General features: G+C 69.6%; 12 protein-coding genes. 9 read left to right on the forward strand and 3 right to left on the reverse strand.

Features of this window, described 5'->3' with window-relative positions; all coding sequences use genetic code 11:
* The first annotated feature begins 25 nt into the window (after positions 1-25).
* Together pth and mfd are read left to right on the forward strand one after the other, a co-directional pair.
* A complete protein-coding gene (gene pth, locus WEB29_03525) occupies positions 26-613 on the forward strand; it encodes an aminoacyl-tRNA hydrolase (GenBank protein ID MEX2136018.1) in 588 nt (195 codons plus the stop codon).
* Positions 610-3996 carry a transcription-repair coupling factor gene (gene mfd / locus WEB29_03530; protein MEX2136019.1) on the forward strand — a complete coding sequence of 1129 codons (3387 nt, stop codon included), beginning with the start codon at positions 610-612 and terminating at the stop codon, positions 3994-3996. The genes pth and mfd overlap by 4 nt, the downstream gene beginning before the upstream one ends.
* Here mfd and WEB29_03535 read toward each other — a convergent pair.
* Positions 3983-4231: a hypothetical protein gene (locus WEB29_03535; GenBank protein MEX2136020.1), complete on the reverse strand. Its 249-nt coding sequence runs from the start codon at positions 4229-4231 to the stop codon at positions 3983-3985. The two genes, mfd and WEB29_03535, sit on opposite strands and share 14 nt — an antisense overlap.
* 160 nt (positions 4232-4391) lie before the next feature.
* On the opposite strand from WEB29_03535, the gene WEB29_03540 reads away from it, so the two are divergent.
* Positions 4392-7250, forward strand: a complete 2859-nt coding sequence (locus WEB29_03540) for an aconitate hydratase (GenBank protein ID MEX2136021.1) — start codon at positions 4392-4394, stop codon at positions 7248-7250.
* 184 nt (positions 7251-7434) lie between these two features.
* Here WEB29_03540 and WEB29_03545 read toward each other — a convergent pair whose 3' ends face one another.
* Positions 7435-9798 (reverse strand): EAL domain-containing protein, encoded by a 2364-nt coding sequence (locus tag WEB29_03545; GenBank protein MEX2136022.1) that lies wholly within the window; start codon positions 9796-9798, stop codon positions 7435-7437.
* Between the two features lie 126 nt (positions 9799-9924).
* Here WEB29_03545 and WEB29_03550 point away from each other — a divergent pair, with 126 nt between their 5' ends.
* The 5 genes from WEB29_03550 (at position 9925) to WEB29_03570 (ending at position 14494) form a co-directional block, all read left to right on the forward strand.
* Complete coding sequence (locus WEB29_03550) at positions 9925-10455, forward strand: adenine phosphoribosyltransferase (protein ID MEX2136023.1); 531 nt, start codon at positions 9925-9927, stop codon at positions 10453-10455.
* Between the two features lie 10 nt (positions 10456-10465).
* Positions 10466-11326 (forward strand): GNAT family N-acetyltransferase, encoded by an 861-nt coding sequence (locus WEB29_03555; protein MEX2136024.1) that lies wholly within the window; start codon positions 10466-10468, stop codon positions 11324-11326.
* Complete coding sequence (gene ahcY, locus WEB29_03560) at positions 11305-12579, forward strand: adenosylhomocysteinase (protein ID MEX2136025.1); 1275 nt, start codon at positions 11305-11307, stop codon at positions 12577-12579. Before WEB29_03555 ends, ahcY begins: the two co-directional genes overlap by 22 nt.
* Positions 12580-12626: 47 nt before the next feature.
* On the forward strand, positions 12627-13844 hold the full coding sequence (gene metK, locus WEB29_03565; GenBank protein MEX2136026.1) for a methionine adenosyltransferase: 1218 nt from the start codon (positions 12627-12629) through the stop codon (positions 13842-13844).
* 164 nt (positions 13845-14008) lie between these two features.
* Complete coding sequence (locus tag WEB29_03570; protein MEX2136027.1) at positions 14009-14494, forward strand: hypothetical protein; 486 nt, start codon at positions 14009-14011, stop codon at positions 14492-14494.
* Here the strand turns inward: WEB29_03570 and WEB29_03575 are convergent.
* Complete coding sequence (locus tag WEB29_03575) at positions 14491-14901, reverse strand: hypothetical protein (protein ID MEX2136028.1); 411 nt, start codon at positions 14899-14901, stop codon at positions 14491-14493. The two genes, WEB29_03570 and WEB29_03575, sit on opposite strands and share 4 nt — an antisense overlap.
* A 74-nt stretch (positions 14902-14975) precedes the next feature.
* Between WEB29_03575 and WEB29_03580 the strand changes: the two genes are divergently transcribed.
* On the forward strand, positions 14976-16046 hold the full coding sequence (locus WEB29_03580) for a sugar phosphate nucleotidyltransferase (GenBank protein ID MEX2136029.1): 1071 nt from the start codon (positions 14976-14978) through the stop codon (positions 16044-16046).
* The last annotated feature ends 3 nt before the right edge of the window (positions 16047-16049 follow it).

A 16049-nucleotide genomic window follows, 5' to 3' on the forward strand; every position in this document is an offset into this window, starting at 1 on the left:
CGGATTGTGCCACCATCGGCCGCGCATGAAGGTCATCTGCGGCCTGGGCAACCCGGGCGAGCGCTACCTGCTCACGCGCCACAACGTCGGCTTTCGGGTGGTGGACCTGCTCGCCGATCGCTGGGGGCTGACCGGCGCCGGCCGCGTCCGCGATGGCGCGGCGGTGCTCGAGGCCACCCTGCACGAACCGATCGGGAAGGTGCTGCTGGTGAAGCCGCAGCGCTTCATGAACCTGTCGGGCTCCGCCCTCAAGGCCGCCATGCGACAGACCGATGCAGATCCCGCCAGCGACCTGCTGGTGATCGCCGACGATGCCGACCTGCCGCTGGGAAAGGTGCGACTGCGGCGATCGGGCTCGGCGGGCGGGCATAATGGCCTGCGCGACATCATCGACACCCTGGGGAGCGACGAGTTCAACCGGCTGCGGATCGGGATCGGCCGGGGCGGTGAGCTGGTCGACCACGTGCTGGCGACCTTCAAGCCGGGGGAGAGGACCCTCGCCAGCGAGGCGGTCGCCACCGGAGCCGATGCCGCCGAGCGCTGGCTGCGCGACGGGATCGACGCGGCGATGACCGAGTTCAACGGCCTCGACCTGGGCGAAGCGCCGGAGTGACCTCCCCGACCCGAAGCGGAGCCGACCGGCGCATCGCCGTCCTGTCCGCCGAGCTGGCGGCGCACTTGCCGGCCGCGACCTCCAGCCCGCTGCGGGTCCCGGCCGCGGCCCGCGCCGCGCACCTGGCCGCTCGACGGGGTGGCGTGGCGGAGCTGGCGCCGCTGGTGGCGGTGGTGCGGAACGACGAGGAGGCACACCGCCTCACCGATGACCTCGCCGCCTGGCTGCCGGCGGGAATGGTTCGCGTCCTCTCGGAGCGCGCCGCCCTGCCGCTGGAGCGAGCCCTGCCCGAGCACGATGAGTCGGGCGAACGGCTGGAGGTCCTTGACCTGCTGGCCGGCCGCCATCATCACCTGGTCGTGGTGGCTCCGCTGCTGGCGCTGGTGCAGCGAACCCTCTCCCCTGCCCAGCTGGCCGCCGCGCGGGTTTCGCTGCGGGTCGGTGAGCGGATCGAGCAGCGAGTGCTGCTGAAGGCCCTCGTCGCCGGCGGCTACGAGGCGGCGGTCGAGGTCAGCGGCGTGGGGGAATTCGCCAACCGCGGCGGGATCATCGACCTATGGCCGCCTGGGACCGTCGATCCCCTGAGGTTCGAGCTCTTCGGCGACCAGGTCGAATCCATTCGTGCGTTCGACCCGATGACTCAGGGCAGCCGGCGCCGCGTCGAGCGCGCCGTGCTCCTGCCGGCCAGCGAATTCCTCCCGGGCGGTGGCTGGCAGGCCCTGGCCGAGCACGCGCCGGACCTTCCCTCGGAGGCTCTGCAGGCTGACCTGGCGCGACTCGAGCAGGGCGACCTGGCCGAGGCGGCGGAGACGTGGGCAGCCCTCCTCACCGCTGGCCCGGCGACCGAGCACATCCCCGCGAGCGCACACGTCGTGCTGACTGACCCGGCTGAGCTGCGCGCGATCGCTGCCGACCTGGATGTGCAGGCCACTGAGCGACGCGCGGGGCTGATCGCCTCGGGCGAGCTCCCCGACGCCTGGCCCCTGCCGTACGAGGCTGCGGCCGCCCTGGCCGTCCTCGAGTCACGCGCCGTCGAGGTGCTCGACGAAGGCGGTACCGATGCCGGGTACGCCACCGCCCCGTCGCTGCCGGGACGCGCCGACCGCATCGGCTCTTGGCTGGCCGAGCTTGGGGCGGGAAGGCGATTGGTGGTGACGACCGACCAGGCCAGCCGTGTCGGCGAGCTGCTCGAGGAGGAGGGACGGGCAGTGGCGCCGGTGGCCGAGCTGCATGAGGCTCCCCCGGCCGGAGGCATCGGCCTCGTCCATGGCTCGCTCTCGGGCGGTTTCACCCACGCGCCTTCGGGGTTGCAGCTGCTCACCGACCGTGAGCTGTTCGGCGCAACCCGCGTCCGACGCCTGACGCCCTCGAAGCGTTCGATGACGCGCGACCTGATCGGGAAGCTGGCGGTCGGCGACGCGGTGGTCCACATCGATCACGGCATCGCCCGATACGCGGGCATGACGCAGCGCGAGTACGGCGGCGCGACCAAGGAGTACCTCCAGCTCGACTTCGCCGGCGACGACAAGATCTTCCTGCCCGCCGACCAGATCGGGCGCATCACGCGCTACAGCGGCGGCCCCGCGCCGACCCTCTCCCGCCTGGGCGGGACCGATTGGGAGCGCACCAAGGGGCGGGTGCGGCGCGCGGTCGCCGAGCTGGCCGAGGACCTGCTGGCGATCTACGCGGCGCGCGCGTCGGCACCGGGGTTCAGCTTTTCCCCGGACACGACCTGGCAGCGTGAGCTGGAGGAGGCGTTCCCCTATACCGAGACGAAGGACCAGGAACGGACCATCCAGGAGGTCAAGGCCGACATGCTGCGCCGCCGGCCGATGGATCGGCTCGTGTGCGGCGACGTCGGCTACGGCAAGACCGAGGTGGCCCTGCGTGCTGCGTTCAAGGCCGTTCAGGACGGCAAGCAGGTCGCGGTGCTGGTGCCCACCACGGTGTTGGCACAGCAGCACCTGGGCACCTTCCGGCGCCGGCTGGCGCCATTCCCGGTGCGGGTCGGGATGCTGAGCCGATTCGTCGGCAAGGCCGAGCAGGCCCGGATCGTGGATGCCACGGCCGGGGGAGAGGTCGACATCCTGATCGGGACGCATCGGATCCTGTCGAAGGACATCGCCTTCGCCGACCTGGGCCTGCTGGTGGTCGACGAGGAGCAGCGCTTCGGGGTCGGCCACAAGGAGCGAATCAAGTCGATGCGCCGCGAGGTCGACGTCCTGACCCTGTCGGCCACGCCGATCCCCCGCACGCTGCACCTCTCCCTGGTCGGGATCCGCGACCTGTCGGTGATCGAGACGCCGCCGGAAGCGCGGCTGCCGATCCTGACCCGCATCGCGGAGGACGACGACGGCCTGGTGCGTGACGCCATCAACCGCGAGCTGGACCGCGGCGGGCAGGTCTTCTACGTCCACAACCGGGTCGAGACGATCGAGGCGGCCGCCGAGCGGGTTCGTCGCCTGGTGCCGCGGGCCAAGGTGGCCATCGGCCATGGACAGATGGCGGAGGGGATGCTCGAGAGGGTGATGCTCGACTACGACGCCGGCCGCTTCGACGTGCTGGTGTGCACCACCATCATCGAGTCGGGGCTCGACATCCCGAACGCGAACACGATCGTCATCGCCCGCGCCGATACGCTGGGGCTGGCGCAGCTCTACCAGCTGCGCGGCCGGGTCGGCCGCTCTGACCGACGCGCCTACGCCTACCTGCTCCACCGCCGAGGTCAGCCGCTGTCTGCCGTGGCGCGCAAGCGGCTGCATGCCATCTTCTCGGCGTCGGACCTGGGTGCCGGTTACCAGATCGCGCTGTCAGACCTCGAGATTCGTGGGGCCGGCAACATCCTGGGCCCCGAGCAGCACGGCTTCATGGCTGCGGTCGGCTTCGAGCTGTACACCCGCATGCTGGCCGAGGCGGTCGAGGCCGGGCGTGGCCGGGTGGTCGCCCCCGAGACGGCCGCGATCCGGCTCGACCTGCCCGGATCGGCATACCTGCCCGACGACTTCATTGCCGATGCCGGCGCCAAGCTGGAGGCCTATCGCCGCTTTGCCGCGATCCACGACGAGGCCGATGTCGTCGCTCTGCGGGCCGAGCTGCGCGACCGATTCGGCCCCGCCCCGGAGCCGGTGGAGGGGCTCTTCCGCGCGGTCGCGGTGCGCATGGCCGCCGAAAAGGCGGGCGTGCCCGAGGTGCACGCCGAGCCGGGGCGGGTCACGCTCAAGTGGCCGCGCTACGACCGAGCCACCGTCGTGCGGGCGTTGACCGTGGCGGGCTTCCGGCCGGTCGCCGCGTCGAATCAGGTGCGCATCCCGGTGCCGCCCGGTCGCGACCCGGTCGAAACCGCGCTGGGAGCGTTGGCGGCCCTGGAGGCTAGTAGTCCTTGATCGAGTGGCACTCCATGGTGGCCGATATCTCGATCCCGTCTTCGGTCGTCGCCTCGATGGTGACGGTTGCGGTGTCGCCGCGATCATCCAGGGTGGCGGTGCCGGTGCCGAGGGTGCCGCCGACCGCCACCGGGGTGACGTTTATGGTCTCGCTGCCGCCGTTGAAGTACGCAAGGGCCCAGATCGGCACGGCGGTGAGAGGCGAGGCTGGCGTGGCGGCAGTGGCATCGGTCATGGCGAACCCTCTCCTCCGGCGACCATGCGGCGAAGAATACGAGGCTTGAATCGGGGCGTATACTCCGAATTGATCACTCGACCCGGGACGGGCGCACCCGTCCGGCGCCGACCGCTCTGATACCGCGCTCCAGGCGCGGATGACGAAGGAGGCGCGTCCCGTGTCCAGTCAATCTCCCCTCATCGATCCCGCCCAGGCCCGTTCGACGCTGCGCGTCGGCGATCGAACCTACGCCTACTATCGCCTCGATGCCGCGGGCGCCGTTGACCTGGCGCGCCTGCCCTACACCGTCAAGGTCCTGCTCGAGAATGCGCTGCGGCACGCGGCCGGAGGCTCGGGCCTGGTCTCGCCGGCCGACGTGCGAGCTCTCGCAACCTGGGATCCCTCACAGCCGGGGGAAGCGGAGCTGCCGTTCATGCCGGCGCGCGTGATCCTGCAGGACTTCACCGGCGTCCCCTGCGTCGTGGACCTGGCTGCGATTCGCGACGCAGTGGCGTCGATGGGTGGCGATCCCTCGCGCGTCAACCCGCTCGTGCCGGCCGACCTGGTCATCGATCACAGCGTGCAGGTCGACCTCTTCGGTTCGGAGCTGGCCTTCGCCGGCAACGTTGAGCGCGAGTACGAGCGCAATGGCGAGCGCTACGCCCTGCTGCGCTGGGCACAGCAGGCCTTCGACAACTTCAGGGTCGTTCCGCCGGGTACCGGCATCGTGCACCAGGTCAACCTCGAATTCCTGGCCGACGTGGTGACCGCGCGACCGGATGGCGAGGGAGAGCCTGTCGCCTTCCCCGACACGCTGGTCGGGACCGATTCGCACACCACCATGATCAACGGGCTTGGGGTCGTCGGCTGGGGGGTCGGCGGAATCGAGGCCGAGGCCGCGCTGCTCGGTCAGCCGCTCTACCAGCCGATGCCGGTGGTGGTCGGCTTCCGCCTCGACGGCGAGCTGCGCCCGGGCGCGACCGCCACCGACCTGGTGCTGTACGTGACCGAGATGCTGCGCAGCCATGGCGTTGTCGGAAAGTTCGTCGAATTCCACGGGCCTGGCCTCTCCCGCCTTGGCCTGGCCGATCGGGCCACCATCAGCAACATGTCGCCGGAGTTCGGCGCGACCGCCACCCTCTTCCCGATCGACGACGAGACGCTGCGCTATCTGCGCATGACTGGCCGGTCGGCCGAGACGGTGGATCGGGTCGAGTCCTACGCCAAGGCACAGGGCCTCTTCCGGACCGATGCATCCGTCGAGCCGCGATTCAACGAGTCGCTCGGATTGGACCTGGCAAGCGTCGAGCCATCGGTCGCCGGGCCGCGTCGGCCGCAGGACCGCGTCCCGCTGACCGACCTCCAGCGCTCGTTCCGCGAGGTGTTCGCGGATGGCCTCAAGAACCACCGCCTGGTGGACGAGGCGAGCGCCGAATCGTTCCCGGCCAGCGACCCGCCGTCGTTCAACGCCAGCGCGCCCGTCGAGGATCGGCGCATGGAGCGGCCCGAGGCACAGGCTGACCATCCGCCTGTCGAATACCAGCCGGTGGACGTCGAGATGGATGGTGGGCGGTTCACGCTGCGCTCCGGTTCGGTGGTGATCGCCGCCATCACCTCCTGCACCAACACCAGCAACCCGAGCGTGATGGTGGCCGCCGGCCTGCTTGCCCGGAACGCCGTGGCGCGCGGGCTGAGCACCCCGCCATGGGTCAAGACCTCGCTCGCGCCGGGCTCACGGGCGGTCACCGACTACCTGGCCGGCGCGGGCCTCATGGCGCCACTCGAGGCGCTCGGGTTCGACCTGGTCGGCTACGGGTGCACCACCTGCATCGGCAACTCGGGGCCGCTGGCCGACGAGATCGCCGCCGCGATCGAGGCCAACGACCTGGTCGGCGTGGCGGTCCTCTCCGGGAACCGCAACTTCGAGGGTCGGATCCATCCGCTGGCACGGGCCAGCTACCTCGCGTCGCCGCCGCTGGTGGTGGCCTTCGCCCTTGCCGGTCGGGTCGACATCGACCTCACAACCCAGCCGCTGGGGACGGATCGCGACGGTCGGCCAGTCTTCCTGGCAGAGCTGTGGCCATCCCCTGCCGAGATCGCCGATGTCGTGGCCACGCAGGTCCGGTCCGAGATCTTCACGCGCAACTACGCATCGGTCTTCGATGGTGATGACCGGTGGCGAGCGCTGCCTGTGCCCGCAGGCGATCGCTACGCCTGGGACGCGGCCAGCACGTACGTGGCGCTGCCGCCGTTCTTCGACGGGATCGGGCCTGAGCCCGCGCCGCTGGAGGACGTCGTCGACGCCAGGGTCCTGGCGGTGCTGGGCGACAGCGTCACAACCGACCACATCTCCCCGGCCGGCAGCATCGCCCGCACCTCACCGGCCGGGACGTGGCTGGTGGAGCGCGGGGTCGAGCCGCGTGACTTCAACTCGTACGGGGCGCGTCGCGGCCATCACGAGGTGATGATGCGCGGCACCTTTGCCAACATCCGGCTGCGAAACCTGCTGACCCCCGACGCGGAGGGGAACATCACCGAGTACCTGCCGTCCGGCGAGCGGATGAGCATCTTTGACGCCGCGCAGCGCTACGCCGACGAAGGCACCGAACTCGTCCTCCTTGCCGGCAAGGAATATGGCTCGGGCTCGTCGCGCGACTGGGCCGCCAAGGGACCGTATCTGCTCGGCGTGCGCGCGGTCATCGCCGAGTCGTACGAGCGAATCCATCGGTCAAACCTGGTCGGGATGGGAATCCTGCCGCTGCAGTACCTGCCCGGGGAGAGCGCCATGGCGCTGGGCCTGACCGGCCGGGAGCGACTCAGCGTGACCGGCATCGCCGATGGGCTTCGGCCTCACCAGGAGCTGAGCGTGACCGCCACCTCAGAGGAAGGTCGCGACCTGCGATTCCGCGCGATTGCCCGCCTCGACGGCGAGATCGACGTGACGTACTACCGCAACGGGGGCGTGCTTCAGACGGTGCTCCGCCGCCTGGTGAAGTCCACAGCCGATCGCCAGTCTTGGGGGCCAGCTATTCAGTAGGTACCTGGTACGTCGATGGAGCGACGGCCGACGGGGCTCGCGGCGACCGCTCATTCACCGGGTGACTCGTGCATCGGAGGGGGTGGGCACGCTCGGGGCCTCACCGCCACACCAGTGATTGTGTGAATAAGGGCACAGCCCGCGCGACCGTCGCGGCTTGAGGCCGCAGGCACCGGACCCGAGTTCAGGCGCTCAACGCCGACGGCCAGCCGTGGGCGAGCAGCTCGATCACCTCGACCGCGGGCAGGGCGGGGGAGAAATGGAAGCCCTGGCCCAGCCGGCAATCGATGGCTCGCAGCCTGGTCAGCTGCTCGGCGGTCTCGATCCCCTCGGCCAGCACCTCCATGTGCAGCGTCTGGCCCAGCTTGACGATCGACCGAACCAGGACTGGAACATCGCGCCCGTGACCGATCGCGGCCGTGAAGGAGCGGTCGATCTTCAGCACCTCGACCGGCAGGCGCTCCAGGTAGCTGAGCGACGAGTAGCCGGTGCCGAAGTCATCGATCGCCAGCCGCGCCCCGAGTGCGCGGAGGCGGTGCAGGGTCGCGGTGCTCTGGTCGAGGTCCGCCATCAGGCCGCTCTCGGTGATCTCCAGCGTCAGGCGCTCAGGGGGAATGCCACTCGATTCGACCGCATCCGCCACGGTCTGCACGAACTCCGGCTCCTGGAGCTCGCGCGCTGACACGTTGACCCACATCGACAGGCGCTGGAGCCGCGGCCCGGAGAGGCGTCCGGCGGCGGTCCAGGCAGCGAGCTGTCGGCAGGCCTCGCCGATCATCCAGCGGCCCAGCGGCACGACCAGCCCGGTCTCCTCGGCGATCGGGATGAACTCGGTTGGAAGCACGAGCCCGCGCTCGGGGTGACGCCAGCGGACGAGTGCCTCGACACCGGTGACGTTGCCGCTGCGCAGGTCGACGATCGGCTGGTAGTGCAGCTCGAAGTCCTGGTTCGCGATCGCCTGCTCCAGGTCGCCCTTGAGCTCCATCCGCGTCACGGCGGCCTCGTGCATGTGTGGCTCGTAGAAGGCGAAGCCCGCCTTCCCCGACGTCTTGGCGGTATACATGGCCAGGTCGGCCTGACGCAGGAGGTCATCCGGTTCGGTGCTGCCGTCAGAGGTGATGGCGGCGCCGATGCTTGCCCGCATGACGACCTGCCGGCCGTGGAACTCGAATGGCGAGCGGAGTGCCTCCAGGATTCGCTCGGCCGCGCGCCGCGTGCCGTCCTTGTTGGTCTCCTCGAGCAGGATCGCGAACTCGTCGCCGCCAAATCGAGCCGTCGTGTCCTCGGGGCGCATCACCGCCCGCAGTCGCTCGGCGACCGCCACCAGCAGCTGGTCGCCGGCTTCGTGGCCGAGCGAGTCGTTGACGGTCTTGAAGTCGTCGAGGTCGGAGAAGAGGACCGATACGGACCCTCGACCGCGAGCCTGGCGAGCCAGTGCGTGGGCGACCCGGTCGCGGAAGAGAGCACGGTTGGCGAGGCCGGTCAGCGAATCGTGGAAGGCCTGGTGCTGGAGCTGCATCTCCAGCTCCTTGCGCAGGGTGATGTCGTGGATCAGCGCGCTGAAGCGAATATTATCGCCGCTGCCGACCGGCCAGATCGTCAGCTCGGCCAGGAATTCGTGCCCGTCGCGATGCAGCGCCGTGACCTCGATCCGCTTTCCGACGAGGGGACCCTCCCCGGTCACCAGGTAGCGAGCAAGCCCTGCCCGATGTGCCGCGCGCTGCGCGACCGGAATGATCTTCTCCTCGAGCGGCTCGCCCAGTGCCTCCTGCCGGGACCAGCCGAAGGCCGCTTCTGCCTGCGCGTTCCAGTCGATGATGCGGCCCTGGGCATCGATCGCGACATACGCCTGGCTGGCGCTCTCGATGATCAGCTGAGTCTGCTCCTCGTTCTCGCGGGCCGCCATCTCGGCCTCTTTCTGCGCCGAGATGTCGATCATGTAGCCGCGGTAGCGCGTCGGCTCGCCGCGCTCGTTGCCGATCACGACCCCCTCGTCGCGGATCCAGATCTCGCGACCGTCCCGGGTCCGCATGCGGTACTCGCTCACGGACCGGGCGCCGATGTCACGGCGGCCTTCAAATTCCTCGTCCTCGAGGACCCGCTGCCGATCGTCGGGGTGGATATGGCTCATCCACAGGCTCGTGTCCGCCTGCCACTCGGCGGCGCTGTAGCCGAGCAGCTCCTGGATCCGGGGGCTGACGTAATGCCAGGTGGCATCCGCCCCGAGATCGGCGACATACAGGACCGCTGGCAGCTCCTCCACCATGGCCCGGTATCGCGCTTCGGCGTCCCTGAGGTCGTCGACCAGGCCACGGCGTGGTCCGACGCCCGACCAGGCGAGGATGCCAATGAGGCCGATCGCGCTGGCAATCGCCAGGACCAATGTCACCTCGCGCCCGCTGGGGACGAGCTTGGTGGCGAGCGCGGCGATGATGCCGATTCCAACGAGCAGCACGACGTTCACGAGTGCCACGACCTGCCGATCGCGACGCCTCGCGGCCGCGCGCCCTCGTAGCTTCATGGTCACCAGCGGTGGATCGGGCTCCATATCACCAACCGAAGGTACCCTTCCGCCCTCACGACCCGAATAGCCCGTTCGTCCCGCTCACGTTGCCGGGGCGGGACGCATCGGTCTAGACTCAGCCTCGCCCGTTCGCCCCACCTGGAGTGCCCCGTGACCGCTCGCTCCACCGACGACCTGCGCGCCAAGATCCGCGAGGTGCCGGACTTCCCGAAGCCGGGGATCCTCTTCTACGACATCACCACCCTGCTGCGCGACGCCGATGCATTCAAGGAAGTGATCGACCGCATGGCCGAGGCGGTGAAGGGGGAGAAGATCGACCTGGTGGTCGGGATGGAATCCCGGGGGTTCATCTTCGCGGCCCCTCTGGCCGACCGCCTGGGAGCGGGATTCGTCCCGGTGCGCAAGCTCGGAAAGCTGCCGGCCGAGACGATCGAGGTCGAGTACGACCTTGAATACGGGACCGCAACGCTCGAGATCCACCGTGACGCCATCACCCGTGGGCAGCGGGTCTTGGTGGTGGACGACCTGCTGGCCACGGGCGGGACGGTGCTCGGCACGATCGAGCTGGTGCGCCGGCTGGGTGGCGAGATCGCGGGGCTCTCGTTCGCGGTCGAGCTGACCGCGCTGGGCGGGCGCGACAAGCTCGCCGAATTCGCGATCCACACGCTGCTCGCCTACTAGTCGCCCGTCGATGGCCGCTCTCCCAGCCACCCAGCTTCATGCTCGCTCCGTCACGGATCGCGACGAGATCGCGGCGTATCTGCGCAGCGACCGTCGCTACGCCGCCTATGCCCTCGGAGACCTCGACTCGCCGGCGCGCGGCCGCTGCTCATGGGGGATCGCCTACGATGCCGGCGGCGAGCCCGCAGCGCTCGCGATGCACCACGACGGCCTCGTGCCGCAGCCGCTCTTCCTGATGGGCGAGCCCGACGGCTGCCGGGCCGTGCTGGCCAGCGTCATCAAGCCGCGAGACGCGTTCTTCCAGGCGATGGAAGCCCTGGACGCCGCTGCCGCGGACCTCTATGAGCTCGAACGGGCGACCGTCTTGCTGCGGATGGTTGTCGACGCGACGACCTTTGTCCCCACCGCGGGCGTTGCCGTACGCCTCAGCGCGGCAGACATCGACGATCTGAATCGGCTCTATCAGCTCGGATTCCGTGCGGGCTTCGCGCAGGCGATCCTCGACGACGCGGTCTATTACGGGATCCGCATCCACGGCCGCCTGGTGAGCGCCGCCGGCACCCACGTCATCAACCGTGGCGAGGGGATCGCGGTGGTCGGCAACGTGATGACCCACGCCGACTACCGTGGCCACGGCTTCGCCAGGATGGTGACTGGCGCGGTGACCTTGGATCTGCTCGAGCAGGTCCCGGACGTGGCCCTCAATGTCCACGCGGATAACGAGTCGGCCATCGCGGCCTACTCCAGACTCGGCTACCGTGAGTACTGTCGGCTGACCGAGAGGCTGGGGCGCCGCCGTTCCGGCGGCTGGGGGTTGATGCGACCGATACGAGAGGCAATGAGAATCACGTGGCCACGAGACCAACGCTGAAGGGTGACGTTCGCGACATCGGCCTGGCCGATGCGGGGGCGCTGAAGATCGAATGGGCAGATCGCCAGATGCCGGTGCTGGCGGGAATCCGCGAGCGGTTCGCGGCCGAGCGACCGCTGGCGGGCTGGAAGATCAGCGCCTGCCTGCACGTCACCGCCGAGACGGCGAACCTGATGCGCACCCTGGCAGCCGGTGGCGCCGATGCCGTCCTCTGCTCGTCGAACCCGCTCTCCACCCAGGACGACGTGGCGGCTTCGCTGATCGAGCATCACGGCATCCCCACCTACGCCATCAAGGGAGAGGATCGCGACTCGTACTATGGCCACATCGCCGCAGCGCTGGACCACGCCCCCCAGGTGACCATGGACGACGGCGCAGACCTGGTCTCGGAGCTGCACACGAGGCGCACGGAACTGCTCCCCGATGTTGTCGGCGGGACCGAGGAGACGACCACCGGCGTCATCCGGCTGCGCGCCATGGCGGCGGCCGGCAAGCTGCGCTTCCCGGTGCTCGGGGTCAATGAGGCGCTCACAAAGCACCTCTTCGACAACCGCTATGGCACCGGGCAGAGCGCCATCGACGGGATCCTGCGCGCGACCAACGTGCTGATCGCCGGCAAGCAGGTGGTGGTGGGTGGCTACGGGTGGGTCGGTCGCGGCATCGCCGCCCGCGCGGCCGGCATGGGCGGCATCGTGACCGTGGTCGAGGTCGACCCGATCCGGGCGCTGGAAGCGGCAATGGACGGCTACCGGGTCACGACCGCCTCGGTCGCCGCCGAAGGTGGCGAGATCTTCATCGCCGCCACCGGCAACCTGAACGTGTGGGGCGCAGCCGACTTCCCGAAGATGCGGGACGGCGCGATCCTGGCCAATGCCGGCCATTTCAACGACGAGTTCGAGCTGTCCGCGCTGGAGTCGCAGGCAGCCTCGTCACGGGAGGTGCGGCCCTCCACGCGCGAATACCTGATGGCCGACGGGCGGCGCCTCTTCCTCCTCGCCGATGGACGCCTGGTCAACCTGGGCGCCGCCGAGGGGCACCCGGCGCTGGTGATGGACATGAGCTTCGCCAACCAGGCTCTTGGCCTGGAGTGGCTGCGCTCGCATGCCGGGGAGCTGGAGCCCCAGGTCTACGGCATCCCCGAGGAGATCGACCGCGAGGTGGCGCGCCTCAAGCTGGAGTCGATGGGGATCGAGATCGATCCGATGACGGTCGCCCAGAAGGCGTACAGCGAGTCCTGGGAGTCTGGCACCTGAGCGGCGGCCGGCGCGGCGTGCGCGCCGACGCTACACTCGGCCCCGCAATGTCCATCCCTGACGGCCACACCCTCTTCACCTCCGAATCCGTGACCGAGGGTCACCCCGACAAGCTCTGCGACCAGATCGCTGATGCCGTCCTTGACGACGTCCTGTCCCGCGATCCGGAGTCACGCGTGGCGGTCGAGGTGGCTGCCACGACGGGGCTCGTCTTCGTGCTCGGCGAGATGTCGACCAAGACCTATTGCGACGTACAGTCGGTGGTGCGCGACACCGTGCGCCAGGTCGGCTACGACAACGCGCGCCTGGGCTTCGACTGGGAGACGTGTGGGACCATCACCGCCCTGAAAGAGCAGTCGCCCGACATCGCGCTGGGAGTCGACCACGCGCTCGAGGCGAAGCAGGGGATCGACCCGGACGAGCTCGGTGCCGGCGACCAGGGGATGATGTTCGGCTACGCCTCGGACGAGACCCCTGAGCTGATGCCGATGCCGATCCAGCTCGCCCACCAGGTGAGTCGCAAGCTGGCGGAGGTGCGACGCGACGGCGGGCTGTCATTCCTGCGGCCGGATGGGAAGAGCCAGGTCACGGTCGAGTACGACGCCGATCGCCGTCCGCGACGGGTGCACACGGTGCTGGTCAGCACCCAGCACGATCCTGAGGTTGCACCGCTTGACCTGGAGGAGGGGATCCGTGAGCTGGTGATCCGCGGCGCCATCGATGCGGACCTGCTCGACGACGACACGCGTTACCTGGTGAACCCGACCGGGCGCTTCGTGATCGGTGGACCGATGGGCGATTCCGGCCTGTCAGGGCGCAAGATCATCGTCGACACCTACGGCGGCATGGCCCGCCACGGTGGCGGCAGCTTCAGCGGCAAGGACCCCACCAAGGTGGACCGATCGGGCGCCTACATGGCCCGCTACGTCGCCAAGAACCTGGTCGCCGCCGGCCTGGCGCAGCGCTGCGAGTTGCAGTTGGCGTATGCCATCGGCGTGGCTCATCCGCTCTCGATCAACCTGCAGACCTTTGGCACCGGCGTCGTGTCTGATGCGGTCCTGGCCGACCTGGTCGAGCGCAGCTTCGACCTCCGTCCCGGCGCGATCATCGCCGGGCTCGACCTGCGCCGGGCGATCTACCGCCCAACCGCCACCTACGGCCACTTCGGGCGAAGCGACCTGGACCTTCCCTGGGAGCGGACCGATCGTGCCTCCGCCCTGCGCGAGGCGGCCGGCGCGGTGGGAGTCGCTGGGGCGCCGGCCTGAGCGACGCGGTGACGCCCCGCGCCACGCCAGATTCGCCGATTCGCTGGGGAGAGCCGCCGCGCGGCGGCAGCCTCGGGGGCTCATTCTCGGCGCTCGTCTCCCGGTTGCGGTCGATGCTCGGAGGAGGGCAGCTTCCTTCCAAGCAGTCCCTGCCCACTCTCCCCATGGCGCTGCGCCGCGGCGAGCTTGCCCAGCGCTACCTGGCTGCCGAGGGGGCGGCCGATCATCCAACCGCGGGCGGGGCTGCCTCGACCGCCGTTGAGCAGGCCATTACCGAACAGGCCTGGTGGCCGGCCGACGTGTGGGGTCATCGCGCCCTGTGGCACTTCGAGCAGGCCGGCATGGAGCTGGAGGCGACCCGCGCCGCGCGACGGATCGGCGACGTGCGCGTGGGCGGCGGTGACCCGGCCAGCAGCCGCCGATACTATGCCGAGGCGATCAGCGAGGCGCGCGACATCGGCGCGGAGCGAGAGGAGGGCCTGGCGGCGCTTGGGATGGGCCGCGCCGAGCTCGAGTTGCGCAACGTGACGACGGCTCGCCGGCTCGGACAGATCGCGCTCGACCTGCTTGAGCGCTGCGAGGCGCCAGCGGACGAGACGGCTGCGGCACGTGACCTGCGTGGCGAGGAGAAGGAAGTCAGCGGGAACTAGTCCTCGACGAACCCCGTGCTGAGGAAGAAAGGCGGCGGACAGCCCCCGATATCGAAGCCGGTTGGTGGGACGGTCGAGTACCAGCCTCCGCCCATCCGCACCGATTCGCCCATCCTCAGCTCGCGCCAGCTTCCGTGGACGACAGGCTGTCCGTCCTGGACCCGCAGGAAATACCCCGGCGGCCAGACGACGGTGGACGAATCGTCGCCCGTTGTTTCGATGCAGCCGTCCACCTCGACGAGCTCGCCTTCGAAGAGTGCACCGGGCCCACTTCCCCAGATCGAGTGTCGAGGGAATGCGTAGCCATCCGGGACGGGCCATGCTCCGTAGATGTACCACGCGGCGTAGGCGCCGCCGACCACGAGCGCGACCCCAATCAACATCGCGAAGCGTCTCAGCCCCGTCATCCATAAACCATAATGATCTGGGTGGCGCATCGGTTCAAGCTGCCGGCCCAACGATGGTGGTACGGTCACGCCCGATGTTTGCGATCGTGATGGCCGGCGGCTCCGGCACCCGCCTGTGGCCGCTATCGCGGCGCTCATCTCCGAAGCAGCTGCTGGCGCTCACCGGGGATACGAGCCTTCTGCAGCAGACAGTGGCGCGCCTCGGCAACCTGCTGAAGCCGCATGACGTCTACGTCATCACCTCGCAGGCGCATGTCCGTGCCACGCAGGCGCAGCTGCCGCAGCTCCCTCCCGGCAACGTGCTGGGGGAGCCGCTGGCCCGCTCGACCGCGGTGGCGGCGGGGCTCGCCACGGTCCTCGCCCGCCGGGAGAGCGACGAGGTCGCGCTGGTGCTGCCGGCGGACCACTTCGTGGCCGACGAGGGCAAGTTCATCGAGGCACTCCAGGAGGCCGAGCGCACGGCGGAGCGCGGCTACCTGGTCTGCCTCGGCGTCGTCGCGACCGCCCCGGCCACCGGATACGGCTACATCAAGATCGGGACGCCATTACACGCCCCGCAGCAGACCGCCATGGTCGAGCACTTTGTCGAGAAGCCGAGCGTCGCCGAGGCGAAGAAGATGCTCGCCGACGGCGGCTACCTGTGGAACGCCGGAATCTTCGCGTGGCGCGTGTATGCCTATCGGCAGGCGGTGGAGAAGTTTCAGCCGGCCCTCGCGGAAGCGCTTGACAAGATCGGGTCGCTGCATCGAACGCCGGGCTGGGTCTCGGAGGTCAGGGAGATCCTCGAGCCGGTGCAGGCCATCTCGATCGACGTCGGGATCGCCGAGCCGGCGGCTGCCGATGGACGCATGGCGGTGGTGCCGCTCGACGCCGGCTGGAGCGACATCGGCTCCTGGTCGGCCCTGCTCGAGGCGCTCTCGGCGCGGACCGGGGCGAGCCTCGTAGCGTCCGGCCAGCACCTTGACCGCGGCTCGGAACGAGTGCTGGTGCATGGCGGCGAGAGACTGGTCGTCACGGTCGGGCTGCGGGACATCATCATCGTCGACACCCCCGATGCGCTGCTGGTGTGTGCCCGCGACCGGGCCGAGGAGATCAAGCCGGTCCTGGACGAGATCGCCGAGAAGGCCGGCGAGCGGTACCTGTAGGCC

The sequence above is a fragment of the Chloroflexota bacterium genome (assembly GCA_040902225.1).
Classification (GTDB): Bacteria; Chloroflexota; Limnocylindria; order QHBO01; family QHBO01; genus CF-167.